26 protein-coding genes and 1 pseudogene are annotated in these 25,301 nt (G+C 30.5%); 25 read left to right on the top strand and 2 right to left on the bottom strand.

Features of this window, described 5'->3' with window-relative positions; all coding sequences use genetic code 11:
- The first annotated feature begins 6 nt into the window (after nt 1-6).
- From ELD05_RS07965 to ELD05_RS07945, 5 genes are all read left to right on the top strand, one after another.
- Entirely contained in the window at nt 7-1,161 is a 1,155-nt protein-coding gene (locus tag ELD05_RS07965) for a BREX system ATP-binding domain-containing protein (RefSeq protein WP_241243434.1), read from the top strand.
- Nucleotides 1,162-1,169: 8 nt separating this feature from the next.
- On the top strand, nt 1,170-3,272 hold the full coding sequence (locus tag ELD05_RS07960) for a DEAD/DEAH box helicase (protein ID WP_127352004.1): 2,103 nt from the start codon (nt 1,170-1,172) through the stop codon (nt 3,270-3,272).
- Between the two features lie 127 nt (nt 3,273-3,399).
- Nucleotides 3,400-4,224 carry a flagellin N-terminal helical domain-containing protein gene (locus ELD05_RS07955; RefSeq protein ID WP_127352003.1) on the top strand — a complete coding sequence of 275 codons (825 nt, stop codon included), beginning with the start codon at nt 3,400-3,402 and terminating at the stop codon, nt 4,222-4,224.
- Between the two features lie 139 nt (nt 4,225-4,363).
- Nucleotides 4,364-4,609 (top strand): hypothetical protein, encoded by a 246-nt coding sequence (locus tag ELD05_RS07950; RefSeq protein WP_127352002.1) that lies wholly within the window; start codon nt 4,364-4,366, stop codon nt 4,607-4,609.
- A 32-nt stretch (nt 4,610-4,641) separates the two neighbouring features.
- The gene (locus ELD05_RS07945; protein ID WP_127352947.1) at nt 4,642-5,973 is read left to right on the top strand and encodes a motility associated factor glycosyltransferase family protein; all 1,332 of its coding nucleotides are present in this window, start codon (nt 4,642-4,644) and stop codon (nt 5,971-5,973) included.
- Between the two features lie 7 nt (nt 5,974-5,980).
- Here ELD05_RS07945 and ELD05_RS07940 read toward each other — a convergent pair whose 3' ends face one another.
- Nucleotides 5,981-6,925 carry a transposase gene (locus ELD05_RS07940; protein ID WP_127350978.1) on the bottom strand — a complete coding sequence of 315 codons (945 nt, stop codon included), beginning with the start codon at nt 6,923-6,925 and terminating at the stop codon, nt 5,981-5,983.
- 236 nt (nt 6,926-7,161) lie between these two features.
- Between ELD05_RS07940 and ELD05_RS07935 the strand changes: the two genes are divergently transcribed.
- From ELD05_RS07935 to ELD05_RS14450, 19 genes and pseudogenes are all read left to right on the top strand, one after another.
- Nucleotides 7,162-8,235: a nucleotidyltransferase family protein gene (locus ELD05_RS07935; protein ID WP_127352001.1), complete on the top strand. Its 1,074-nt coding sequence runs from the start codon at nt 7,162-7,164 to the stop codon at nt 8,233-8,235.
- On the top strand, nt 8,213-8,938 hold the full coding sequence (locus ELD05_RS07930; protein WP_241243433.1) for an acylneuraminate cytidylyltransferase family protein: 726 nt from the start codon (nt 8,213-8,215) through the stop codon (nt 8,936-8,938). The genes ELD05_RS07935 and ELD05_RS07930 overlap by 23 nt, the downstream gene beginning before the upstream one ends.
- The gene (gene neuB, locus ELD05_RS07925; RefSeq protein WP_127351999.1) at nt 8,931-9,941 is read left to right on the top strand and encodes an N-acetylneuraminate synthase; all 1,011 of its coding nucleotides are present in this window, start codon (nt 8,931-8,933) and stop codon (nt 9,939-9,941) included. Before ELD05_RS07930 ends, neuB begins: the two co-directional genes overlap by 8 nt.
- 7 nt (nt 9,942-9,948) lie before the next feature.
- Nucleotides 9,949-11,112, top strand: a complete 1,164-nt coding sequence (neuC, locus tag ELD05_RS07920) for a UDP-N-acetylglucosamine 2-epimerase (RefSeq protein ID WP_127351998.1) — start codon at nt 9,949-9,951, stop codon at nt 11,110-11,112.
- Between the two features lie 33 nt (nt 11,113-11,145).
- Nucleotides 11,146-11,799 (top strand): acetyltransferase, encoded by a 654-nt coding sequence (locus ELD05_RS07915; protein WP_206516872.1) that lies wholly within the window; start codon nt 11,146-11,148, stop codon nt 11,797-11,799.
- Between the two features lie 27 nt (nt 11,800-11,826).
- Nucleotides 11,827-12,819 carry an SDR family NAD(P)-dependent oxidoreductase gene (locus ELD05_RS07910; RefSeq protein WP_127351996.1) on the top strand — a complete coding sequence of 331 codons (993 nt, stop codon included), beginning with the start codon at nt 11,827-11,829 and terminating at the stop codon, nt 12,817-12,819.
- A gap of 16 nt (nt 12,820-12,835) precedes the next feature.
- The gene (locus tag ELD05_RS07905) at nt 12,836-13,936 is read left to right on the top strand and encodes a LegC family aminotransferase (protein WP_127351995.1); all 1,101 of its coding nucleotides are present in this window, start codon (nt 12,836-12,838) and stop codon (nt 13,934-13,936) included.
- A gap of 30 nt (nt 13,937-13,966) precedes the next feature.
- The gene (locus ELD05_RS07900) at nt 13,967-15,826 is read left to right on the top strand and encodes a motility associated factor glycosyltransferase family protein (protein WP_127351994.1); all 1,860 of its coding nucleotides are present in this window, start codon (nt 13,967-13,969) and stop codon (nt 15,824-15,826) included.
- 15 nt (nt 15,827-15,841) lie between these two features.
- Nucleotides 15,842-17,596, top strand: coding sequence for a motility associated factor glycosyltransferase family protein (locus ELD05_RS07895; protein WP_127351993.1), 1,755 nt, complete (start codon nt 15,842-15,844; stop codon nt 17,594-17,596).
- Between the two features lie 84 nt (nt 17,597-17,680).
- Nucleotides 17,681-18,189 (top strand): annotated as a pseudogene (locus ELD05_RS15140) (transposase); the annotation flags it as partial.
- A gap of 441 nt (nt 18,190-18,630) precedes the next feature.
- Nucleotides 18,631-18,855 (top strand): hypothetical protein, encoded by a 225-nt coding sequence (locus tag ELD05_RS07885; protein WP_127351992.1) that lies wholly within the window; start codon nt 18,631-18,633, stop codon nt 18,853-18,855.
- A 24-nt stretch (nt 18,856-18,879) separates the two neighbouring features.
- Complete coding sequence (locus ELD05_RS14460) at nt 18,880-19,050, top strand: hypothetical protein (RefSeq protein WP_241243432.1); 171 nt, start codon at nt 18,880-18,882, stop codon at nt 19,048-19,050.
- 69 nt (nt 19,051-19,119) lie between these two features.
- Nucleotides 19,120-19,320 carry a hypothetical protein gene (locus ELD05_RS14455; protein WP_241243431.1) on the top strand — a complete coding sequence of 67 codons (201 nt, stop codon included), beginning with the start codon at nt 19,120-19,122 and terminating at the stop codon, nt 19,318-19,320.
- Nucleotides 19,321-19,391: 71 nt separating this feature from the next.
- Nucleotides 19,392-19,958: a hypothetical protein gene (locus tag ELD05_RS07875; RefSeq protein WP_241243430.1), complete on the top strand. Its 567-nt coding sequence runs from the start codon at nt 19,392-19,394 to the stop codon at nt 19,956-19,958.
- 95 nt (nt 19,959-20,053) lie between these two features.
- Entirely contained in the window at nt 20,054-22,069 is a 2,016-nt protein-coding gene (locus tag ELD05_RS07870) for a DEAD/DEAH box helicase (protein ID WP_127351991.1), read from the top strand.
- An 11-nt stretch (nt 22,070-22,080) separates the two neighbouring features.
- The gene (locus tag ELD05_RS07865; protein WP_127351990.1) at nt 22,081-22,782 is read left to right on the top strand and encodes a hypothetical protein; all 702 of its coding nucleotides are present in this window, start codon (nt 22,081-22,083) and stop codon (nt 22,780-22,782) included.
- Nucleotides 22,783-22,873: 91 nt separating this feature from the next.
- Complete coding sequence (locus ELD05_RS07860; protein ID WP_206516871.1) at nt 22,874-23,377, top strand: macro domain-containing protein; 504 nt, start codon at nt 22,874-22,876, stop codon at nt 23,375-23,377.
- A 6-nt stretch (nt 23,378-23,383) separates the two neighbouring features.
- Nucleotides 23,384-23,614, top strand: coding sequence for a hypothetical protein (locus ELD05_RS07855; RefSeq protein WP_127351989.1), 231 nt, complete (start codon nt 23,384-23,386; stop codon nt 23,612-23,614).
- A gap of 110 nt (nt 23,615-23,724) precedes the next feature.
- Nucleotides 23,725-23,928 carry a DUF488 family protein gene (locus tag ELD05_RS14450; RefSeq protein WP_241243429.1) on the top strand — a complete coding sequence of 68 codons (204 nt, stop codon included), beginning with the start codon at nt 23,725-23,727 and terminating at the stop codon, nt 23,926-23,928.
- A gap of 329 nt (nt 23,929-24,257) precedes the next feature.
- Here the strand turns inward: ELD05_RS14450 and ELD05_RS07845 are convergent, their stop codons facing one another.
- Entirely contained in the window at nt 24,258-24,578 is a 321-nt protein-coding gene (locus ELD05_RS07845; protein ID WP_127351988.1) for a nucleotidyltransferase domain-containing protein, read from the bottom strand.
- 316 nt (nt 24,579-24,894) lie between these two features.
- Here ELD05_RS07845 and ELD05_RS07840 point away from each other — a divergent pair, with 316 nt between their 5' ends.
- Nucleotides 24,895-25,293, top strand: coding sequence for a flagellar protein FlaG (locus tag ELD05_RS07840; RefSeq protein ID WP_127351987.1), 399 nt, complete (start codon nt 24,895-24,897; stop codon nt 25,291-25,293).
- Nucleotides 25,294-25,301 lie beyond the last annotated feature (8 nt).

The following is a 25,301-nucleotide window of genomic DNA, read 5'->3' as shown; positions in this document are numbered from 1 at the left end:
AACATGATGAGAGAAGATACCACATTTAAAAAATTAAGGGTTATAGAATCACTTAGATTTGGATTGGTGCCAGAGTATTACATAGACCAGCTTACAATAGGTTTTGATCAGATCAAAGATGTTACAGAAAAGATACTGAGAAAATGCGAGTCTTTTTTGCCTGTTGGATTTCAAGTTTGTGGAGAATATGGCTGTGGAAAAAGTCACACCCTATCTGTTATGAGATATATAGCACGAAAAGAAGGGTTTTTTACTTTAAAAGTGGAAGTTGATGGAGAAGGCATAAGCCTTTCTAATCCATCAAAACTATTGAACATATTATTTTTAAGTATTCAAGACAATGATATATATTCAGACTACCCGTTAGTAAGTCTTTTTTTAAAGGCATTGCTACTGAAAAATGGCAGCTTTGAAAAACTAAAAAGATTTGAAACAATCCAAAAATACCTAAATGTTATAACAGCTTTAGCTGAGGTGGGTTTATTAGATGAATATTCTTATTTTATAGAATCACTTCTTACATGCAGTGATGAGGTAAGTGCAACTGATGTAAATGAAATGCTATCAAGTGCTTTGAGATATTCTGGATATTCAAATTTAAAACTGAAAACTCTTATTAGCAGAAAAGTAGATGAACGATATTTTAATTTTATTGAGGCATTAGCAGGGATTGCCACTTTATTAGCTGCTGCAGGTTATAAAGGCCTTATGGTTACAATAGACGAGTATGAGGTGGAAAGAATAAAAAATCCAAGCAATTATAAAATGGTTCAAGACATGTTGTACGTAATTGGACGATATTTAAGTGGCGGGTTGAATGTTCCAAGAGCTCCACTTTGTATAATATTTTCAGCAATAAATCAAGGTGGCGAAAAGGGTGACCCAGACATCACAAGATATATTTCAAAAACACCTGAAAATATGTTTGAGGTGACAAAGTGGAGTGAATCTCAAAAAATAGAGCTTTTAAAGAAGCTGCATGTCCTTTACTGTGAGACTTATCAATTGTGGTCTGAGTTTAGCTTAAGCACAGGAGAAAATCTAACAAAACTCATAGAAAGTAAACTTCCTAACAGTGAGAGCAGGCAGATTCGTTCGATTATAAAATGGTATTTGACGCTACTGGATTTGCAGTATGGACCACCAGGCATAAGAAGGTGATAAGAAATATGGATAATGGCTATTTAGAAGATCTAAATATTAAGAATCAGCTTTCTTCAACATGGGATATGTTTTTTGGAAGCTATGGTAGACTAAAAGATGTTCAAAGAAAGGCAATTCCCAAAATACTTGAGGGAAAAGATATTTTAATATGCTCACCTACTGCAAGTGGCAAAACAGAAGCTGCATGTGCACCCTTGATTGAGAGGTTAAAGTCAAGGTTCAAGGTCTGGACAATTTTATACATTTGTCCAACAAGAGCACTGGTTAACGATATCTATGAAAGGCTTTATTCACGGCTTATCTATTATGATATTAATATTTTAAGAAAAACAGGGGATTATCAAGCCGAATTTAAAACAATTCCGAATATACTAATTACAACACCAGAGTCATTTGACAGCATGATGTGTAGAGGAAAACTTAAAAATGGTTTTGGGCATATTTTATCTTGTGTTTATGCGGTTATTTTAGATGAGGTACATCTTTTATATGGTAGCTCAAGAGGTGAGCAAGTAAGATGGCTACTTGAAAGGTTAAGAAGGCTAAAAGCTCAAGCTTTTAAAGAAAAGTGGTGTGATGATGAAAAGATTCAGATTATTGGAATGAGTGCAACAATGAAGGAACCTGAAAAGATATTAAAGTATTATATTCCTGATGGTGAAATAATAAAAGCTGAAGGGAAAAGAGAAATAAATCTAATATCAGATGAAATTGTTTCAATTGATGAGACAATATTCAAGCATTTTTGCAGCATTGATTTTCAAAACAGGTTTAAGAAAATTCTAATTTTTTGTAATTCAAGAAATAAAGTTGATGCTTTAGTAGCAGAGCTCAGAAGTATTTTAAAAGATTCAAACTACCAAATTTTATCTCATCATGGCAGTTTAGCAAAGTCTGAAAGAGAAGAAACCGAAGAGATTTTAAAAAGGCATGAATGGGTTATAGCAGTTTCATCTTCTACCTTTGAAATAGGAATTGATATTGGCTCAATTGATTTGGTTGTTTTGGCAGAACCGCCGCTTGATATGAATAGCTTTCTTCAAAGAATTGGGCGTGGGAACAGAAAAAACGAGAGAATAGAGGTCCTTTTATGTGCTGAAAATGATACTCAAAGACTAATTCAAAAAGCTATGCTCTTTTGTGCACAAAATGGAATTCTTTTAAATACAGCAGCGGGGAATATTTTTCATGTTATTATCCAGCAGATAATCTCATACATATTTCAGTCAAAAGATTTGAAACGAAGCAAAGATGCACTAAAAAGCTTAATAGAATCTTGTTTAAAATATTATTTTGAAGACTTATCAGTTGCAAATGACATTATAAACAATCTAATTTTAAGCGGCCAGCTCAAAGAAGCGGATGATGGCAAGCTAACTGTAAAGAAGGATTGGCTTGATAAGTTTTCAAACGGACAAATTCATTCAACAATTAGATTTGCAAGCGGAATGTCAATTTATGATCTTGAAAAGAACAGGGTTTTAGCAACAAATGTCCATGATTTTCAAAACAAAAGGATTAAAATTACAGGTCAAAACAAAGAGATAATAAATATTCAAGGAAACAGTATAATTGTGAAAAATTCCTCTGAGAAGTTGGATGGTGGCCTTTTGAGTTATGCACCATATGAAACTATATTTTTTAATACGCAGCCTTATGCAATAAGGACATATTTGGGATTAGAAGATAAAGTTTTTCCTTATGTTATTAGAGATAACAAGGTTTATATGTTTCATTTGGGGTCCACACAGAGGGAGTTTTTTATAAAGTTATTAATAAGGATGTTAAACTTAAAGGTTATTGAAGCTGTTAATTCGTTTTTAGTACAATTTGATAAAGGTTATTGCAAAAAAGTTATTTCTTCTTTTAAAGATATAAAATATCTAAACGATTATTCAATGATTAAGTTTATAGAAAAAGATATTGATAAAATTGAAAAAGAACTCAAAATTGATCCTTTGAACAAACTGCTCCCAATGAAAATAAGAGTGGAAGAAGTATTAAGGATTATAAACTTAGAAGAGGAACTAAAACTATTTAAAAAAGCTGAATTTCAAAATGTCACTCATACACAATTAGAAATGTACCTTGCAAAATTAATACATTAAATTCAAAAATTTTTCCCATACCCCCTAAATTCATAAAACCATCTTACCGATAATCTTAATGAAAACAAAATAAAGCTTCACAGGGACGTGAAGCTAAAAAATTAAATTCAGGGAGGGTGTTGTTAAGATGCGTATTAATAATAACATTATGGCTATGAACACTTACAGACAGATGGGAATTAACAATACTCAGTTGGCTAAATCAGTTGAAAAATTGTCATCAGGTTTGAGAATCAACAGAGCAGGCGATGACGCAGCAGGTCTTTCAATTTCTGAAAAGATGAGAGCTCAGATTAGAGGTTTGCAGCAAGCATCTAGAAATGCACAAGATGGTATTTCATTAATTCAGACAGCAGAAGGAGCTTTAAATGAAGTTCACTCAATACTTCAAAGAATGAGAGAGCTTGCAGTACAGGCAGCAAATGACACAAATGTTTCCGTTGATAGAAAAGCTTTAGATGATGAATTTCAGCAGCTTATATCTGAAATTCAAAGAATTGCTCTTAATACGCAATTTAATGAGCAAAACATTATCAAGTCGAACTTTGCGGCAAAAATTCAAGTTGGTGCTAATGCAAGTCAAGTCATTACTCTGAGTTGGAAAATGCAATCTGCAGGTGCTTTGGGTGAAGATGGTGTTAACCTTAAAGGCCTTATGTTAACTAATCAAACAAAAGCTAATAGTGCTATTACAGTAGTGAATAACGCCATTGTTTCAGTTTCTAAATCTCGTTCAAAAATGGGTGCTTTACAGAACAGACTTGAACATACAATTGCAAACTTGGATAATGCGGCTGAAAACTTGCAAGCAGCAGAGTCAAGAATTAGAGATGTTGATATGGCGAGAGAAATGATGAACTTTACAAAGCTGAATATATTGAATCAGGCTGCGACAGCTATGCTTGCACAAGCAAATCAACTTCCACAGGCTGTTTTGCAGTTACTCAGATAGTCAGTGATGAGTTTGCTTAAGAAAGGAGAAATAGGCTGATACTTTTTTAGATAAAGTATCAGCCTATTTTTTAACATAATGTTATTATGTGTTACTAATAGTTATTAAAATCTAAAGAAAAGGAAAGGAAAAATGAACTATGAAAGAAATTAAAGCAGACATTAAGAATAAAATAGATCAAGTTGTTGAATATTTTCGTACTCAGAACGAGGGAAAAGCATACTTAGCCTTAATAGAATTGATTGATATACTAATGACGTATTATAATGAAAATAAGGAAGAAGTAGATATAGAGACTTTACAAGGACTTTTAAAAGCGATAGAAAATAGAGATATCGTTTTAATTGCAGATATTCTTGAATATGAATTGAAGGATAAGTTTTAATGAGGTTAAACCAAATGAAGGTGAAGAAAAAAATGACATTGCTTGACTATAATTTACAATATTTAAAAAATGTACATAAAGAAATTTACGATTTAATAATGAAAATAAATCATAATGGAATTATGGCAAGTAGCACTACTGTTGAAAAGGCAAAAAATGGAGACTTAACTCTGAAATATTATGATGGGAGTAATTTTTATTATATCCATAGCAATTATAACCCTCGTAAAGAAGCAGAAAAGTTTATAGCACAAAATATTGTTAATAATATCGAATATTATATAGTATTTGGATTTGGATTAGGTTATCATGTGGTAGAACTTCTAAAATATGAATTTGTGAAGAATGTTTTTATATTCGAGTTTAATAATGAGATTTTCTTAAATGCTTTGAAATCAATAAAAATTGCTTCTATTTTGGAAGATGACAGAGTACGTTTTTTCTTGATTGAAAGCATAGAGTTCTTTAATAGGTGCTTGCAAAACATATTAAATAGTATACCAATAGATAATTACAAAATAATTTATCATGAACCTTTAATCAAATCTATACCACCAAAGATGAAAAAAATAAAAGATCTGCTATTAGAATTTAAAATATTAGATTCAGCTTTTAATAACAATGAAAATTATTATATTCTCAAAGATAATTTTGAAAATAATATTCTGACTTATGATAAACCAATTAATGAACTTTTTAATTGCTATAGGAATGTACCTGCAATAATAATTGCCGCTGGACCATCACTAGAAGAAAATATTGAAAGAATTAGAAAATTAAGAAGTGATGTAATAATAATTGTAGTTTCAAGGGTTTCAAAATATCTACTACAAAATAGAATAATTCCAGATTACATTGTGGTAAGTGATCCGTTTCCAATTGTCCAAGAACATTTAACCAATATAAGTAGCAAAGTCAATATTCCACTTATAGCTCTTTCAACTGCGTATAAAGGAGTTATAAATGAATGGAGTAGTACTAAATACCTTGCATTCCAAAAAAATTTTAATTTAGCTGAAGAATATGCTAAAGGAAATTCATTAGAAACATTAGAAGTGGGAGGTTCGGTTTCTACATTAGCGGTTGAAGTAGCAATTAAATTTGGATGTAATCCTATAATATTTGTAGGATTGGATTTGGCATTTACTGGCAATAAAGTACATGCTTTTGAAGGTTCTGTGATTCACGATTATAATTACTTAATAGAAACAACAAATTATTTAGGTGAAAAAATTTATACAAATCATAGTTTAAACATATTTAAAAGGTGGATAGAAAGAAAAATAGAAAATAACAAGCATATAACTTTTATTAATACATCTAGGTTGTTGAATAAAAAATATTACCAACAATACATAAAATAAACAAAAGTTATTGATTCCATTCATAAGCGAAAGAAAACTTCTTACCTTCTAACTTTCTAAGAAGTTGCTCAAATAGAAAAGTAATTAGTATCCAATCAATATACCTTTTATAATTTCTAAATCCCTTGAGCCTCACATTCTCAAGATTATATTCACCTTTTAATTTGCTAAATAGTCTTTCAATCTTTGTTCTCTGCTTGTATAGCTTTTTACCCTCTTCAGTTTCTAAAAATCTTATGTTCTTGCTTCTAAAAACATTCTTAACATTGTTTTTATCTTTCATGTTTCTTTTGTTTATCCCAGCAACAAATTTAACTTTAAGCTCATTTGCTATATTAAACCATCTGCTACAATCGTATCCCGCATCTGCTAATACAATCTCACAGCCAAAGCCCCATGCCCTATACAAAAGCTCTTCTTGTCTTGAGTCATGTTCATTTGCCCCTGTTAAAATCCAGAAAAGTGGTATTACTTCTTCTTTACCTGTACACAAAAGATGTAATTTGTATCCCCTGAAAAATCCTATTGTAATATGTATACCTATTTTTGCTTCTGAATCATTTTTGGCACTTCTCAGCGGCGTAGAGTCTACTATCGCTATACTCATATCAGGTTCTATCTTAGCTATTAATATGTCTTTTATATCTTGCATGTATTCTTTTTCTATTTTTCTTGACAACTTTGCAAAATATGAATAGTCCGGACTTTCTTCTATACCTACTACTTGCTTAAACTCTGTGTCTTGATTTATTCGATATTCTAATTCTCTGAAACTCTTTATCCCCTTTTTAACTTTATAAACCAAACAAGCTATTATCTGAAACAGATTAAATTTCCTCGGTCGTCCCCTTCTATTTTGCTTTATCTTCCTCGATAAAACTTCAGTAACCTTTTTTATTACAAAAAGCAGCTTTAAAAATTTCTTATTTTGTGCTTTAATATTCTTAGTCATCTTTTTCCCCCTTGTGTTTTGTTGTGGTTTTCTCTTAAATTAAAATTATAACACAAGGGGGCTTTTTTCTTTTGTTACTATGTTTACTCTATATGGTTATTTCTTTTATTCAACAACCTCAATACATCTTTAAAAGGAGCGAGAATTGAGGGAACTATACCAATACATATAGATGGAATTATTAAATTGCTATAATTCACCTTAACTTTACTTAAAAATATGTGAGGTTATCAAGAATGAATGTAAAGGTAAAAAATATCTCAGTAGATAGAGGCATAAAAATAATTGAAGCATTGAAGATATTAAATGATACAGGAAAAGGTATTTTATTAGTAATAGATGAAAATGAAAAATTAATAGGGACTTTGACAGACGGTGATATTAGAAGGGCATTATTGAAAGGTTACAAGTTAGAAGATAAGATAGAAGAGATTGTCCACTACAATCCTGTTGTTGCCTCTAAGGAATTAAATAATGAGGAATTGAAAGAATTATTTATAAAAAAAGCTGTAAAGCAAATCCCTATTGTTGATGAAGAGTCTCGAGTTGTAGACCTAATTTCAATTGAAGAAATATTGATTCCAAAAGGGAAAGAAAACATAGTGTTTATTTTAGCAGGTGGGAAAGGAACAAGATTAAGAGAATTGACAAAAGAAATTCCTAAACCCATGCTAAAAGTTGGTAATGAACCTCTTCTCCATCATATTATTAATAGTTTTAAGCAATATGGGTTTTATAGATTTATAATATCGGTGAATTATAAGTCGGAAATAATTGAAAATTATTTCCAAAATGGATATTTGCATGGAGTTAAAATTGATTATATAAAAGAGACAAAACCATTAGGGACAGCTGGGAGTATAAGATTGGCAAAGGAGCTTATCGATGGACCTTTTTATGTTGTTAATGGTGATGTATATACTACACTCAATTTTGAAAGAATGTTAAATTATCATTTAGAACAAGGCTTTGATATAACAGTAGGTGTGAAGAATTTTCAATATCAAATTCCTTATGGTGTAGTAGAAAGTAAGGATAAAGAAATTATAGATATAGTTGAGAAGCCAATTATTAATTACTTAATTAACGCTGGTATCTACTGTTTAAATCCAAATGTGATTGATTTTATACCTTTTGATGAATATTTTGAAATAACTGATTTAATCAAAAGATGCATATTAGGAGGCAAAAGAGTTGGATATTATGAAATTAATGAATATTGGGTAGACATAGGTCAAGTAGAAGATTATTATAAAATAAATGAAGACTTTAAAAGTAATAAAGTAGGTGAAAAAAGTGATAGAGAATGAAGAGATTGTAGCCATTATTCCAGCTCGAGGAGGTTCAAAAGGGATAAAAAATAAAAATATCAAATTGTTAGCAGAAAAGCCTCTCATTAGTTATACTATAGAGGAAGCATGTAAGAGTAAATATATTGATAGGGTTATAGTTTCAACAGATGATGAAAAGATTGTGGAAGTTAGTTTAAAATATGGTGCTGAGGTGCCGTTTCTGAGACCTAAGGAACTTGCACAGGATGATACACCAGGGATTGAAGTAATATTGCATGCCATAAAATGGTTAGAAGAGAAAGAAAATTATAAGCCCAAGTATGTTATGTGTTTGCAATGTACATCACCATTGAGGAGAGTGCATCACATTGACAAAGCTATTGAAATGATAAAAGAAAAGCAAGCTCCGGCTTTAGTAAGTGTGTGTGAGAGCGAGGTTAATCCTTATTGGATGAAGGTTATGGATGAAAATAACAGACTCATAGATTTTATAAAAACCAATGTTAACTTCTATAGAAGACAAGATTTACCAACAATATTTAGGTTAAATGGTGCTATATATATAGCAGAAAGAGAAATATTGCTTGAAAGGAAGACATGGTTTTTAGAAGAAACTATAGGGTATATAATGGATAGATATTCTTCTATTGATATTGATGATATAGTGGATTTCCAATTTGCCGAGTTTTTGATTAAAAAGGGGATAAGTCAGAATGAATAGTGTATTCATTATAGCAGAAGCAGGAGTTAATCATAATGGTAGCATGGAGATAGCAAAGAGATTAATTGATGCTGCTAAAGAGGCAGGTGCTAATGCTATTAAATTTCAAACTTATAAGACTGAAAATTTGGTTACAAAATATGCTGAAAAGGCAAACTATCAAAAAGTTAACACCGGTATTGGAACGCAGTTTGAAATGTTAAAAAGATATGAATTGACGTATAAACAGTTTGAAGAGTTAAAGAAGTATTGTGACAATATAGGAATAGAATTTTTATCTACTCCTTTTGATTGTGAAAGCGCAAAGTTTTTAAATGAATTAGGTGTTAGGTTGTTTAAAGTGAGTTCAGGAGACCTTACTTATCTGCCGTTTTTGGAATATATAGCAAAATTTAAAAAACCAATAATTTTATCTACAGGCATGTCGAATTTAGGCGAAATAGAAGCAGCGATTAATATTATAAATCAAGCTGGATGTAATGACATTACATTGTTACATTGCACATCTTCTTATCCAGCAAAAGTTGAAGATGTTAATTTGAAAGCAATCATTACGTTGAAAGAAGCTTTTAAGTTACCAGTGGGTTATTCTGATCACACAGAAGGTATTGAAGTTGCGATAGCTGCCATAGCAATTGGTGCAACTATTATAGAGAAACATTTAACACTTGATAAAAAATTAGAAGGACCAGATCACAAAGCTTCTCTGTCTCCGAATGAATTTAAGTTTATGGTAGATTGTATCAGAAATGTAGAAAAGGCTATGGGTAATGGTATTAAGAAGTGCACCAAATCGGAAGAAGAAATAAAGGTAAAGGCAAGGCGAAGCATTGTAGCAAAAAGAAAGTTATTAAGAGGAGAGGAAATAACTTTTGAAGATATTGAATTTAAAAGGCCAGCTATTGGTTTGCAGCCTAACGAAGTTTATAAGATTATAGGCAAAAAAGTAAAAGAGGATATAGAAGAAGATGAGATAATAAAGATTGAAAAGATAAGTTGGTGATGAAATATTGAAAAAAAGAAAGGTATTGGTTGTTACAGGTTCACGTGCAGAGTATGGATTACTTTATTGGACTATGAAAGAAATACAGAATGATGATTTTTTAGAGTTACAGATAGTTGTTACTGGAAGTCATTTGGTAGATGAATTTGGTTTTACAGTTGAGCAAATTAGAAACGATGGCTTTAGGATTGACGAAGAGATAGATATGTTGATAAATTCTTCGAAAAAAAGTGCAGTTGCAAAATCGATGGGTATAGAGTTGATTCAATTAGCAAATGCTTTTGAAAGACTGAAACCGGATATTTTGTTAATTCTGGGAGATAGATATGAAATATTTATTGCTGCCACATGTGCAATGATGATGAATATTCCAATTGCTCATATAAATGGAGGGGAAGCAAGTGAAGGAGCAATAGACGAACAAATAAGACATGCTATAACAAAAATGGCTCATATTCACTTTGTTGGTGCTGAATACTACAAGCAAAGAATTTTGATGTTGGGTGAAGAACCCTGGAGGATTTATAATGTTGGGCAACCGGGGATAGAAAATATAAGAAGGACCAAATTATTTTCTCGAGAAGAGATATGCAGAGTTTTAGGATTAGATGAGAAAAAAAAGATATTTTTAGTCACTTATCATCCGGTTACTTTGGAAGAAGAGGATTTAGAAAAACAGATTGATAATTTATTGAATGCATTGAACGAATTTGATGAAAATATTGTGTTCACCTATCCTAATGCGGATTATGGATATAAAAAAATTATTGAGAAAATACATAATAATAACAAACATAATTTCTATATCTTCAAAAATTTAGGAAGCCAATTATACCTTAGTGTTTTAAAAAATGCTGATATAGTTATAGGAAATTCCTCGAGTGGAATAATAGAAGCACCTTATTTTCGGGTTCCTGTTGTTAATATCGGCAATCGTCAAAAAGGTAGGTTTCGTCATATGAATATTATTGACGTAAATTATGAGAAGGATAATATTATTGAAGGCATTTTGAAAGGATTGAGTTTAGAGTTCAAAGAGATGATAAAAGAAATGCCATTTTATTTTGGCGATGGAAATACAAGTATTAAAATCAAAAATGTATTAAAAACTATTGAGATAGATGAAAAGCTGATACAGAAAAGACTGTGCAATAATAAAGAATTCTTATAGAATAAAACAAATATTCAGTTAGTAAAAAAGTTGGTGGTAAAGTTGAAAGATATTATTTTAGTTGGTGGAGGAGGGCATGCTAAAGTAATTATTGATATAATACGAAGTAGAGAAGAATTTAACGTTATAGGAATAATTGATAATGATTTGAAGAAAAAACAGATATATGGCATACCTGTAGTTGGAACTGATGAGATATTAGAAGAAATTTTTAGAAAGAAAATAGCTACAAATGCTTTTGTGAGTTTTGACGGCATAAAACGGATTGAAAAAAGAGGTAAAATGTTTTTTTATCTAAAAAAAATAGGGTATGAAATTCCTATCTTGGTTCATGAAAAGGCAATTGTTTCGGATTATGCAGAAATTGGTGAAGGAACATGTGTTATGGCTGGTTCCATAATTAATGCAGGGAGTGTTATAAAAGAGAATTGTATTATCAATACAGGAGCAATTATAGAACATGATTGTTATATTGGATTTAATAGTCATATAGCTCCACATGCCTCACTAGCTGGCGGTGTAATTATAGGAGACCACACACATATTGGGATAGGTAGCGTAGTAATCGAGAATGTAAAAATAGGAAGCAATGTAATAGTGGGGGCTGGAGCTGTTGTAACTAAGGATGTTCCAGATAATGTAATTGTAGCAGGTATACCTGCAAAAATAATTAGAGAAAATTGTTAAGAAAGTGAGAAAGGATGAGATAAAGAAGTGAATTTAAGTAATAAGAAAGTTCTTGTTACAGGAGCAGGTGGTTTTATTGGAAGTCATTTGGTAGAAGAATTAGTAAGATTAGGTGCAAATGTTTTGGCTTTTGTTCATTACAACTCGTTTAATAGATGGGGTTGGCTTGAGACTTTAGATAGGGAGATTATAAGGGAGATAGAGATTTATGTAGGAGATGTTAGAGATTATGATTCTGTAAAAAAAGCAGTGAAGGGGAAAGATGTAGTTTTTCACTTAGCTGCTTTGATTTCCATACCTTATTCTTATCAAACTCCTATGGCTTTTTACAAAACAAATGTGGAAGGAACTTTAAATGTTTTAGAAGCATGTATGGAGAATGACGTTCAAAAACTTATTCACACTTCAACCAGTGAGGTGTATGGAACAGCTTTGTATATTCCAATAGACGAAAATCATCCTCTACAGGCACAGTCACCTTATTCGGCTTCAAAGATTGCAGCTGATAAAGCAGTAGAAAGTTTTGTTAACTCGTATGATCTAAATGCTACGATTGTTCGTCCATTTAATACTTATGGACCAAGGCAGTCTGCAAGAGCTATTATTCCTACGGTTATAACTCAGATTTTAGGTGGAGTGAAGAATATAAGAGTAGGTAATATCCAAACCATAAGGGATTTTAATTATGTAAAGGACACGGTAAGGGGTTTTATAAAAGCGGCAGAGTATGACGGGGGCAAAGGTGAAGTGTATAATATCGGCTCTGGTAAAGAGATTAGCATAAAAAATCTAATTCATTTGATTAGTGAAGTAATTGGTGTTGAAGTTGAAGTGGTAGTTGATGAAAAGCGGATTAGACCAGATAAAAGTGAAGTAATGAGACTGTGCTGCGATAATAGTAAGGCTAAAATTAAGTTAGGATGGTATCCACAGTACGATTTAAAAGCCGGATTGATTGAAACTGTAAATTGGTTTAGAGACAATTATAATTTGTATAAATGGGAAATATATAATATTTGAAAGGGTAAGATAAAAAATGATTCCATTGTGCGAACCTGCAATAGCTGGAAATGAGATAAAGTATATTTCAGAATGTATAGAAAAGAGATGGATATCTACATATGGAGAATTCATTAAAAGATTTGAAGAGAAGTTTAAAGAATTTTTAGGAGTAAAGCATGCGATTGCAGTAAGCAGTGGTACTGCAGCATTGCATTTAGCATTAAGAGCTTTAAATATAGGAGAAGAAGATGAGGTCATAATACCGTCACTTACATTCATAGCTACTGCTAATGCAGTGAAGTATGTTGGAGCTGAACCTGTTTTTGTTGATGTAAAAAAGGATACTTTTGTTTTAAATGTAGAGAAAGTTGAAGAGATGATAACTCCTAAAACCAAAGCTATTATTCCTGTTCATTTATATGGCTATGCAGCTGATATGGAGAAATTAAGAAAAATTGCTGAGAAGTATGATTTGTATATTATAGAGGATGCCACTGAGGCTTTAGGGACTAAGTTTAAAGGAAGATATGTAGGGACATTCGGAGAGTTTGGTTGTTTTAGTTTTAATGGTAATAAGCTCATTACAACAGGGAATGGAGGAATGATTGTTACTAACCGAGATGATTTAGCTGAATATGTAAGGTATCTTTCTTCCCAAGCGAAGACAATGTTAAGTAATAATGGATTTGTTCACAATGAAATAGGTTACAATTATAGACTGCCTAATTTGCTTGCAGCTTTTGGTTTAGCCCAGTTGGAAAAACTGGAAGAATTTTTAAGAGCTAAAAGAAGGAATGCAGAGATATACAATTTATACTTGAAGGATGTAAAAGGGGTTATAACTCCGTTTGATACTGAAGAAGTGGAAAATTCTTATTGGCTTTATTCTATTGTTGTTACAGAAAATTTTGGTATTACAAGAGATGAACTAATAGATGAACTCAAAAAACATGAAATTGAAAGCAGGCCGTTTTTTCAACCTATTCATCTGATGAGAAACTTCAGAAATTGCAAAAAAAGCGAGATGAATAATACGGAATATTTAGCTTCACATGGCATTAATTTGCCCAGTTCAGTTAGTTTGGAAGAAAAAGAAATAGAACTTATTTGCACTATTATAAAAAGATATGGTTGAAATTAAGTAAAACAGGAGAGAAGTCCAAAGATGGAGGGAAATATTTTTGCAAAGAATTTAGAAGTTATTAAAAGGCGTTTTAAGTATATTTATGAGAAGTTGGATAAATTAAACACAGCAAACAGGATAAAGGAAAATATTAAAGTAATAAGTGAAGTTGCAAAAGATAGCAATATAGTTTTAAAGGTTAATATAGGTTCAAAAGAGTATTATTTGAGTAGCAAGTATAAGCCAGTAGAAGAGGCAAGAAAATTGGTTAATGCACAAGATTTAAAAAGGGAAGGAATTAAAATTCTTTTTGGAATAGGGAATGTTTATTTGATAAAAGAGTTATTAAATTATATGCATGAAGATGGAAAATTAGTGATAATTGAGCCTTATTTAGATATTTTTATTAAGATAATTGAATCAATAGATATTACACATATTCTTGAGGACGAAAGAGTTGTAATTTGGATTTTTGATGGAGATACAGAATCGTTAGGGAATATGTTAGATATGTATTTAGATTGGACAAAAACAGAAAAGACCAAATTTATTTTGTCTCCAAACTATGATAAGTTTTCAAAAGAAGAATCAACAATTGTTTTAAAAGTCATAAGAGATTTATTAGTTGATAATAAATTGACTGTAAACACAATATTATATTTTGGAAAGATGTGGCAAGAAAATATTTTGAAAAACTTACGATATTTATTAGAAAGCTCATGGATAAACAATTTTAAAGATTCTTTTATTTCATTACCAGCAGTAATAGTTTCAGCTGGGCCATCTTTAAATAAGAACGTACATCTTTTGAAACAAATCAATGACAAAGCCATAATCTTAACAGGAGGAAGAACTTTAAAAATACTTTTAGAACACGATGTAAAACCTGATTTTGTAGTTACTATTGATGGCAGTGAGAAGAATTATAAACTATTTGAAAATGTTGATTATTCAGATATTCCTCTACTCTATAGTCCACGGACCCATTATCGTATTTTAGAACAGCATAAAGGAAAATTTAAAATAATGCTTAATAGTGATCGTTTTACTTATAACCTGTTTATGAAATATGGTATAGACACTGGATTTGTAGGGGGAGGAGGTTCAGTTTCCTGTTTTGCATTTGATATAGCTACTAAAATTTTTAATTGTTCTCCTATAATTTTTGTAGGACAAGATTTGGCATATACTAACGGGTTGATTCACGCTATTGGAGCACATGATAGATTAAATGAGATAAGCGTGGAAGATAATCCCAACTTATTATATGTGGATGGAGTTATGGGAGATAAAGTAGTAACTGATTATGCATTGTATAACTTTTTAAGATGGTTTGAAAGAAGGATAATGTATGATAATAGTGGCAGATTGTACATAAATGCAACAGAAGGTGGGGCTAATATTAAAGGAACAATTCCGATGAGATTGAGCGAAGTAATAGATTCTTATTTTGCTCAGGCTACTTCAATTGAGGAAAAGAAAAGAGAAGAGATAGAGAAAAAATTTAAAATAGTGGACGACAATACAAGGGTTGAAATTATAAAAGAGTTAGAGAATATTAACAAAGATTTAAGTGAAATATTAGATAAAGTTAATAAAGCATTGGAATTGAACAAAAGACTTTTAAATGGATATGATAAATCTACATTAGAAGAATTAGAAAGTATTGATAATTTTCTGAATGAAAAATTTAAAGAAGGAAGTCTACTAGATGATTTTTTACTTTCAATTAGCTATGAGGTTTTAAATCATGAAATAAATTATGAAATACCAGAAAAGGCTAATGTTGATATTGTTGAAAAAGGTGAGAAATTGTACAAGGGAATTAAGAAAGCTATTGAGTATTCACTGCCTATTTTACAAGAGAGTCTAAAAGAAATAAAAAGTAGACCTTGTTATTAAAAGGGGAATGGTAAATTGGAGGAAATATTCAAAAAGAACGTACAAATTCTTAGAGAACGGTTTAACATTATATTTGAGATGAACCAAGAGAATTTGAAAGAAGAAATGTTAGATTTGATAGGTGAATTAAATGAATACGAAAAGAATGCAGATAGCATCGAAATAAATCAATGGAAATCAGACATTATTATTGTATTTATTGGTTTTGGTACTGGAAATTTTATTAGGAGAATTTTAGATGCATTACCAGATGACGGTATTTTAATTATAATTGAACCTTCATATGAGATATTAAACAAAGTTTTTTTTAGTGAAAGTTTTGAAGATATTTTAATTGATGAGAGAGTGTTTTTTATTATTGACAATGGAAGTGAAAAGTTGATAAATATAATCGAAGAAATTATACCTTGGGAATTAAGTTTAAGATTAAAGAATCTTGTTCATCCGTTTTATAAAAAATATTTTGGCGTATATGTAGAAAAAATAGAAAATAGACTGGATGAATTTAGAATTATAAAAGAAACAGAAATTAAGACTATCTTTTATTCTTCACATGTCATAAAGAAAAATATGCTTGCTAACCTTATATTTATTCCAGAAAGTAACTTAGGGAATACGTGGGAAAATTATTTTAAGGGCATACCTGCTATAATTATAGGTGCGGGTCCTTCATTAGACAATGATATTAATGAACTGAAAAAAGCGAAAGGTAAAGCTATTTTGATTGCTGTTGGCAGAGTATTGAAACGATTATTACAAATGGGCGTTATACCTGATTTTGTAGTCTCAGTTGATTATAGTGAAAGAAATTATAATTTTTTTAAGGAAATTGATTACTCAAATATTCCATTAGTTTATGGAATCGGAGTAAACTCTAATATATTAAAAAATCACACTGGCAAAAAGATATTGATGCTAACAGCTGCCGATTCGTTTGTAAACAAATTGCTTGCTAAAATGGGTTATGAATATAATCTCTTTAAGGGTGGAGGTTCTGTTTCCTGTTTTGCTTATGAATTTACAAGAGTTTTAGGTGCTAATCCTATAATCTTGGTTGGTCACGATTTTGCTTTTACAGATAACAAGGTATATTCTAATATTTCTTTGCATGAGGGCGAAAAGAATGAAATAAGAGAAGATGAGCTTTTATGGGTAGAGAGCAATGATGGGAGAAAAGTTGCAACAAACAAAATATATTTTGGCTTTTTAAAATGGTTTGAAAATGAAATCGAAAAAGACAAAGAAAAAATAAGGGTTATTAATGTTTCAGAAAGAGGAGCTAAAATAAGAGGAACAATAGTAATGAGACTAGGTACAGTGATAGAGGAGTATTGTTATAAAACGATTAACATTGAAAAATATATGAATACTATGTCACACGAATATCTTATTGATAAAGAAATTTACATTAAATTGTTAAATGAAGTTAAAAATCAATTGTCGGAGTTAAAGTTAATTGGGGAAATTGGTATTAATATATGTAATCAGTTTTTTGAAAAGGTTATTCGAGAAGAAAAATTTCATATGGCTAATTATTTTTCTGATTTATTAACTGATATAGAGAATGAGTTATTGGAGAAAGAGTTGGCGTATACATTAGTTGAAGAGTTAATGATAAAGGAAAACTATATTATAAACAATATGGATGACAGTTTTTTAGAACCAAAAGCATTTCTAAAGAGTTTTTATTTAAAAAATAAGATGTTGTATGAAAGCATAATTAAATATTCTCAGTATGCAGGTGATTCGATACACTGTTTAGTTGAATAAAATAACTTGTAGCTCTAAAAATGATTTTAATTTACTAAACAGTAATTTCATTTGAGTTGAGGATATATAATTGAGTAAAAAGAGATTGAGCTAACTCTTGAAAAGAGAACAAAAGACGAAGAATCAGCCAAGTTTTTAGAGTTAATACTTAAATCAAATTTTAACATTTCTTGCTACTAAACAAATTAATGCTGAATATTACGAAAGGATAGACGAAAGAAAAGACTATTGCAACGGTTAGTATTTCTGCTAATTTAATTACCAGAGAAGAGACTTTGACTTTGAAAATACCAAGATTTCATAATAATGGTAAATTTACTACAGACCTTCTTAGACGGTATCAGCGAAGTGAACAGTCGCTTTTATTGTCTGTTTAGTGAGATGGTGGTAAGTTGAGTATTCACACGAAAGATTGAAGAGATTGCTTATGAGTTATGAGGGACTGAGTTTTTAAAATCCGCCATCTTAGAGCTTTGCAAAATCTTGACTCTATAATTAGTCAGTGAAATTCAAGGTCTTTGGAAGAAAAGAAGTTTTCTTTTGTAATAGTTGATACAAAGGTTACAAAAATAAAAGAAGAAGGTCACGTTCGTTAGAAAAGTTTATTGAATTGGTGTAAGTGTAAACGAAGAGGGTTACAGAGAGAGGTGAATAATAGGAATGGAAGATAGTAATGCAATGCTGGGAGTTATTTTTAATCTTTTTACAGATCACCCTAAATTATTAAAAATATATTTATATAAGGCAATTGGTATATTTTTGGATAGTATTTATATTTATTAAAAAAATTGTACGAAAGAGCAATCTCACATCGCCTTGCTATTTACATTGAGTAGTTTTTTTGCTCAGGTTTGATGTAGATTGTGAATACGATGGTAACGAAGAACATAAAAGTGGACGTAAAATATATTGAAAATATTTGTTTTGAATACAGTAAACACAACTGCAAAAGATTTAATTGTGACAATTGCCGCAATGAAGTTAGTGTATATCCAGATATAATTGTTCACAAGAGAAGAGTAAATTAATTTAATTTGCTTATAATTGAAGTTAAAAAAGTGAATTCATCGCATGTTCTAGAGATTGAAAAGGATATACATAAGTTAAAACAGTATACTAAACAAACCATAAGTAGTAAAAATAACAAAATAATTTTTGCTACAAATATGGGGGTTTTAGGCTTTTATATTGGTGACAACGCTAAAGAAGAACCTTTGATTAAGTGGTTTAAAAATGGTAAAGAATTAACAGTAAAGTAAGTTTTAATCTAAATTTTACTATTTTTGACTGAATTTATTAACCAAAAACTTTTAGACTTCTTCGCAAAGTTTTTGCAAACTCTTCGAATAAAACAGGATGCGGATAATACCCAGATTCTCCAAAACTATGAAGGAGCATATAATGAATATTTTATGCCGTTTTCCAATGAGCCTCAGTATATATTTAGTGAATGATGTATTTAAAAACCTCTTTCCGCTTGCCTTTGATACACCTTTTGAGAACTACATGTCCTTTGCACACATTTGGCAACAATTAAGCTTCTTTTTGTTGGTCTTTGCAGCTATTATAAATCAGATTTTACAGAAGAGATAGTAATAAATCTTATTCAATCATTTTCAAAAGCCATTGAACACAACACCGCATACCTTGCAAACTTGCTCCAAATACTTGAGGAAAATAATGTTAATACATTGGCATATATGGCGATTTTGATAAGGGGATAAGGAAAAGATTGACATAAAAAAGTCTGGGATGGTGAGAGTTACATGCGAAATTATGCTGAAGAACTTGCATATTGGTATTTTCGGTTTATGGTTTTTTCGTTTTAGAGAATTATGTGCTGGATAGAAATCGACAGAAGAAAAATAAAGCATATGAAACTGATATTGTTGCTATTAGATTTCCTTATGTTTATGAAGAGATTGGAGGAATGGAAGACGACTGGCATAAAGATTCAAAGGATATGATTCCTAAATTTGAAGAAAATATTATAGGAGTAATTTGCGAGGTGAAAAGTGGTGAAGATGGTTATTCGAATGAAAACCTGTTTATTGGAACTAGACTAAGAAAATGTTTTCAGCGGTTGGGATTTTATAAAAGTGGAAGTAACGAGTTTGAGAATGCTTATAAGCAATTATTGAACAACAGTAGCTATTGGGATGAGAAATATACAATTGTTAAAATACTTATTTCACCGAAGGAGCATACGGGAGATAAATTTAAAAACATTTTGCTGAGTAATATTGATAGCTTTATTACTAAGAGAATAAAGAAATACGGAGAAAAGTATTCTGATAGAAATTTTTTTAATTCTAATCTAATTCAATATAAAATTTGGGAAAGTAAAAAAATTAATCTCTAAATCATATTGAGAAAAAAAGTTGAATAGAATTTTAACAAGTATTATAATTATAACTAAACTATGTATTCCACTTTTGCTAAGCTGGAGGAATTTTAATGGATAATAAAGAAAATTTTTTTATTAAGATTTCTGATGAAAAAAAGAATAGCCAGATAATTTCCTTTCTTTCAGAGATAAAAAACAAACTTTTGTCAGAAATTTACATGATTGAAAAGCCTTTGCATTCTCCATACTCCCAGAGGGAATATAATAACGAGAATTCATATATGGTATTAATTCCTGGAAAAAAAATTATTTTTGTTGATTGTTCAGATAATGACAGTGGTATAGAAGATTACAAAGATGAAATTTTAGACGACATTAGCGAAATGGCAGGTGTACTTGGCTTTAAAAATCTTATTGGAAGACCCAAAAATTGGGAACAGGATGGGTTAATAGAAACTTTTAATGTTAGAGAATTATTGGAATATGCACAAAAACGTAATCATGATGAGTTTTTGAATAGAATTGATTTAGGGAATATAGGAGCTCAAAGGAAATCTCAAATTATAGTTTCACTTCTTATTGGAGTAGCTAATAATCCAAATATCATTACCAAATTAGTTCCAGTATCTGTATTGGAGAAGGTTAAACAGAGAATAATCTTGTTCGATTTGGATCAGACAAGGTTTATCTATAACGACCCGGATAAAAAAGTTATAAAAGTCCAAGGACTTTCTGGGACAGGTAAAACAGAATTGCTATTTCACAAAATAAAAAATCTATATCTATCAAGTGATAATATTAAAATTGCGTTGACTTGTCACAACAAAGTTTTAGCTAATACATTAAGAGAAAGATTAATAAATTTTTTTAATTTAGCAAAGGTTACAAAACAAATAAAACAAGAAAATTTATTTATTGCTCATGCATGGGGAACAGCTACAAATCCATTTTCTGGGTTGTATAGTTATATAACTAATTTTTATAGGATTCCATTTTATCCTTTTAATCACTTTGAAAGTTTTGATATAACATGTAAGATGGCAATTGAAGATCTAAAGAATTTGGGAATTGAAGAGTATGCTTTTGATTATATTTTTGTAGATGAAGGGCAAGATTTTCCCGATAGTTTTATTGCTCTGTGTGAATTGGTGGCTAAAGAAAAAGTATTTGTTGTAGGTGATATTTTCCAGGATATTTTCGAAAAAGAAGATATTAATAAAATAGTTGAGGCAGATTTTGTATTAAAAAAATGCTATAGAACTGATCCAAAAACATTGATGTTTGCTCATGCTTTAGGTATGGGACTATTTGAAGAAAAAAAGTTGAACTGGTTAGAAGACAGAGAATGGGAGCTATGTGGTTATACTGTTGAGAAAAAAAATGGAGAAGTAATTTTAAAAAGAGAGCCAATAAAAAGGTTTGGCGATGAAGAAATTGATAATATAAAAGACAGTGTTATAATTTATTATAATAGCAAAGACTTGATTGGAGATATAATTGGCGTAATCAAAAAGTGCAAAGAGCAATATCCCGATATAGAACCAGGAGATATTGGTGTTATATTTTTAGATAATGATAGAGACATATATGAGATGATATCAAAATTGGAAGCTAAAATTTATAATGAGTTTGGATGGGAAAGCAATAGAGCATATATTTCTAAGAAGAATAAAAAAGATGCTGTTTTTTTAAGTAATATAAATAATGCAAAGGGGCTTGAATTTAGTTTTTCTATTTGCGTGACGAAAGGAATAAAAAATGATTTGAGATACAGAAATAGCCTATATACTATGCTTTCTCGTTCTTTTTTAAGGTCTTTTTTAATAACAGGAGATAGTGAGGAAAAATTAAAGCTGATTTTAGCTGGATTAAGAAAAGTAATGGAAGAGTTTTGTATAGTGACTAAAGAGCCAACGGAAGAGGAGAAAGAAGAAATTAAGAAATTGCAAATAGAGGCTAAAAAGTCACCTGATGAGAATTTTGAGGAGGTTTGTGATGAATTTCAGATTGAAAGTGAAGAGAGAAAAGTAATCAAAAAACTTATAATTAAGCATAGAGGTAGTTTGCCTTCGGATAAGTCGGAGCTGAGAGATATAATTAGCAAATATACAGATGTATGGAATTAGGGTGAATTGCTATGGAAAAATATAGCTTTTATTCCTACAAAGAGTTTTTTAAAAAACCAATAAGGAATAAGATAGATATTCTTAAGATTTTGATTAATACGTTAGAGATTATTTTAAATCAAAGCTCTTGTGATATTAAAAATGCGAATATTACTGTGGTGAAAGATAGAAAAATGCAAAGGGTATTCTATCATTATGAGAATAAAATTTTTACCATATATTTTCCATTTTCAATAGAAGAGATAGAAGGTATTTATGAATTATGGTGGGATGAAATACGTATAGATCATGCTATAATTAGTACAATGATGTCAATAATAGAAATCGAAGAAGATTTAAAGAATAAAGAGTTTTTTGAAGTAATTATTGAAAATATTGAAGCCAAAAGAGACGAATTAATTCAAGATGGAATTGCATTAAAAATAATTGAAAATTCAATAAAAATTTTGAAATACTTATTAATTACAGAAGATGGTTATCTTAGATATGATTGTGATGAAGTGAATTGGAAGAAGGCATGGGAAAAAGGAAATGCTAATAAACATCCATTACACCATTTAGATATATTCTATTTAGATGATAATACTTTCAAAATAGGTCTGGAGAATACAAAAAAACCTTGTCTGAATATGTTAACTTGTCTGAATATGTTAATTGATATTTTAAATATTGACACTGATGCTTATTTCTTAAACATAAAACACCAGTGGTAGAAAGAATGCTTCTAATAAAGTTAACAAAAAATGTGGAGAGGCCTTAATTTTTCATAATAAGTCTACCTAAGAGGAGTGGAATAAGAAAAATTTGATACGAAATGATAAATTACTCATTGCTGAATCAATAGAAAATATCAATTTTTACAGAAACACAGTATTCAACGCAAATGCTGATGCAATAGTAAATACAGTCAATTGCATGGGTGTTATGGGAGCAGGTATAGCCTTAGAATTCAAGTTAAGATATCCAGAGATGTACGAAGATTACGTCGTTAGGTGCAAAAATAATAAGGTCAAAATTGGCGAACCATATTTGTATATTGCAAAAGATGGAACTAAAATTGTTAATTTTCCAACAAAATATCATTGGAGATATCCTTCAAAAATTGAGTGGATTAAGATGGGACTTGAGTATTTTGTTCAGCATTACAAAGAGTGGAATATAAAATCTATAGCATTTCCTAAACTGGGAACAAATGCGGGGAAGTTGCCTTGGTCGCAAGTTAAAGCAGTTATGGTTGAATATCTCAAAAGGGTTGATATTCCTGTTTATATTTGCCTTGATGAACTGGAAGAAGCAGAAGGCATATAGAGAGAGATGTTAAAAATATTAAATGAAGAGGGTGACAGTTTTTTAGCTAAGATAAAATTGAGGCGTGACCTTCGTGACGCTATTTTAAAACAGATACCGATAAAAAGGTTAAAACTTTCACAAAGTGAAAAGAAAATAAGTAATAAAACGTATGAAAAATTATTTATTGAGCTTTATAACAGGGTAAAAAAATCACAGTCTGAACACTATGAGAATTTATCGTTTTTTGACAGATAGTACAATTTTGAATTTTTAAGATATTTAGTTACAGTTAGGAGGTGATTTCATGAAACCAATATATATCATCGGCTATTTATCAACAAGGTTTGTTGATTTTTTTAGATATATTGGAAAACTGCAAAATTTTAGAACTTGTAGATGTAAGAACAAATTCTTTTTCAAGGTTTGTTCCAAAGTTTAGGAAAAATTTGGAAAATACATTAGCACAAGCAAATATTGGATATATTTTTCTTAGGGATCTTCGTGGTGGAAAGCCGGAAAAATCTTTCTTTCTATACATCCCAAGGGTTACTAGGATTACATCGCAATAATCCAGTCAATTAAGTTTAAAGAAGGCATAGAGATTTTACTTAACCTTACATAAAAAGAAACAATAACTTTGATATGCAGTGAATTTGATCCCGCACAATGTCACAGAACTCTTATAATTGGTCGATCTTTATTGAGCTTTCGCAATATAGCAGTCAGTCATTTGATGGGGAAATGAATAAAAGTAGCTCAGTGTGTATTAGATGAGAGTTTTATCTTTGAATATTTTTTCGAACAAGTGGTTAGCAATCATTTTAAGCACTGAAGAACTTATCAATGAAGTATGTGAGTGCAGGTAAGGAAAAATATTTGAAGTCAAAAACAATAAGTCTTAACATGGTATTCTAATCCCATACTCCTTAATTTCTTTTACAAAAGGGTTCTCATCGGTAAAATCCTCAGGTCTAAAAGGATGAGGTTCAATTCTAAGGTCGATATCTCTTCTAAGTCGCATTAATAATAATCTATCTTCAATGCAGTCACCTTTGAACTGGTCAGAAATTACTGCAATATCAATGTCGCTATCATTATGATAATTTCCTTTTGCATATGAACCAAAGAGATATACATCAATAACATTTATTTCTTTTTTGAGTTTACTAATATACTCCATAATTGTATTTTTTACTCTTGAATCAATCTTTTTAACCATTCTATAACAACCTCCACTTTTTCAATTATATTTTGTGTATATTCTCGAGTACATTTTTTTGAAATTCTCTTTTATAATCAGGATACCTTGTATTTATGTTAAAAGTTGTAAGAAGGTCAAAAAAAATCCGCCATAGAAGCGTCTAAAGGAAGTTGTATTTTCTTTGCAAGAAACAATAGATCATGTGTTTTGGGGGATATGTTCTCACTAAATATTTTATCACAAATCTAAAGTGCAAATAAAGCACTCATTAAACTTTTTCCTTTCCACAACCGATAATATAATAAGAAAAGACTAAAAAGAGAGGGAAGCGAAAATGGTTGTTGATGGCATTGGAATCAAAGCCGTTGATATATCGAATACAGTCCCAAGAGTTCAAGATAGCAAAACAAAACTTGAAAATATCGAAGTTAGCTTGCAGGAAGAAAAGGGTATAAACAAAGAAGAATTTAATGATAAGCTGGCAGACAAGAACAGCAGAAAAGAACTTGATGAAGATACACTTATTAAAATGATAAACCAGGCAAACAAAGCGTTTGAGGCAAAGTACACAAGGCTTGAGTTTTCGATACACAAGGAGACACATGAGATAGTAGTAAAGGTTTATGACAAAGAGACCAATGAGCTTATAAGAGAAATACCACCAGAGAAGATTTTGGATATAATTGCAAAGCTTTGGGAGCTTGCAGGCATTTTTGTTGATGAGAGAAGATAGGTGGTGAC

It is taken from the genome of Caldicellulosiruptor changbaiensis, from assembly GCF_003999255.1.
Lineage (GTDB): Bacteria > Bacillota > Thermoanaerobacteria > Caldicellulosiruptorales > Caldicellulosiruptoraceae > Caldicellulosiruptor > Caldicellulosiruptor changbaiensis.
This window is presented reverse-complemented; position numbering and strand designations above follow the sequence as displayed.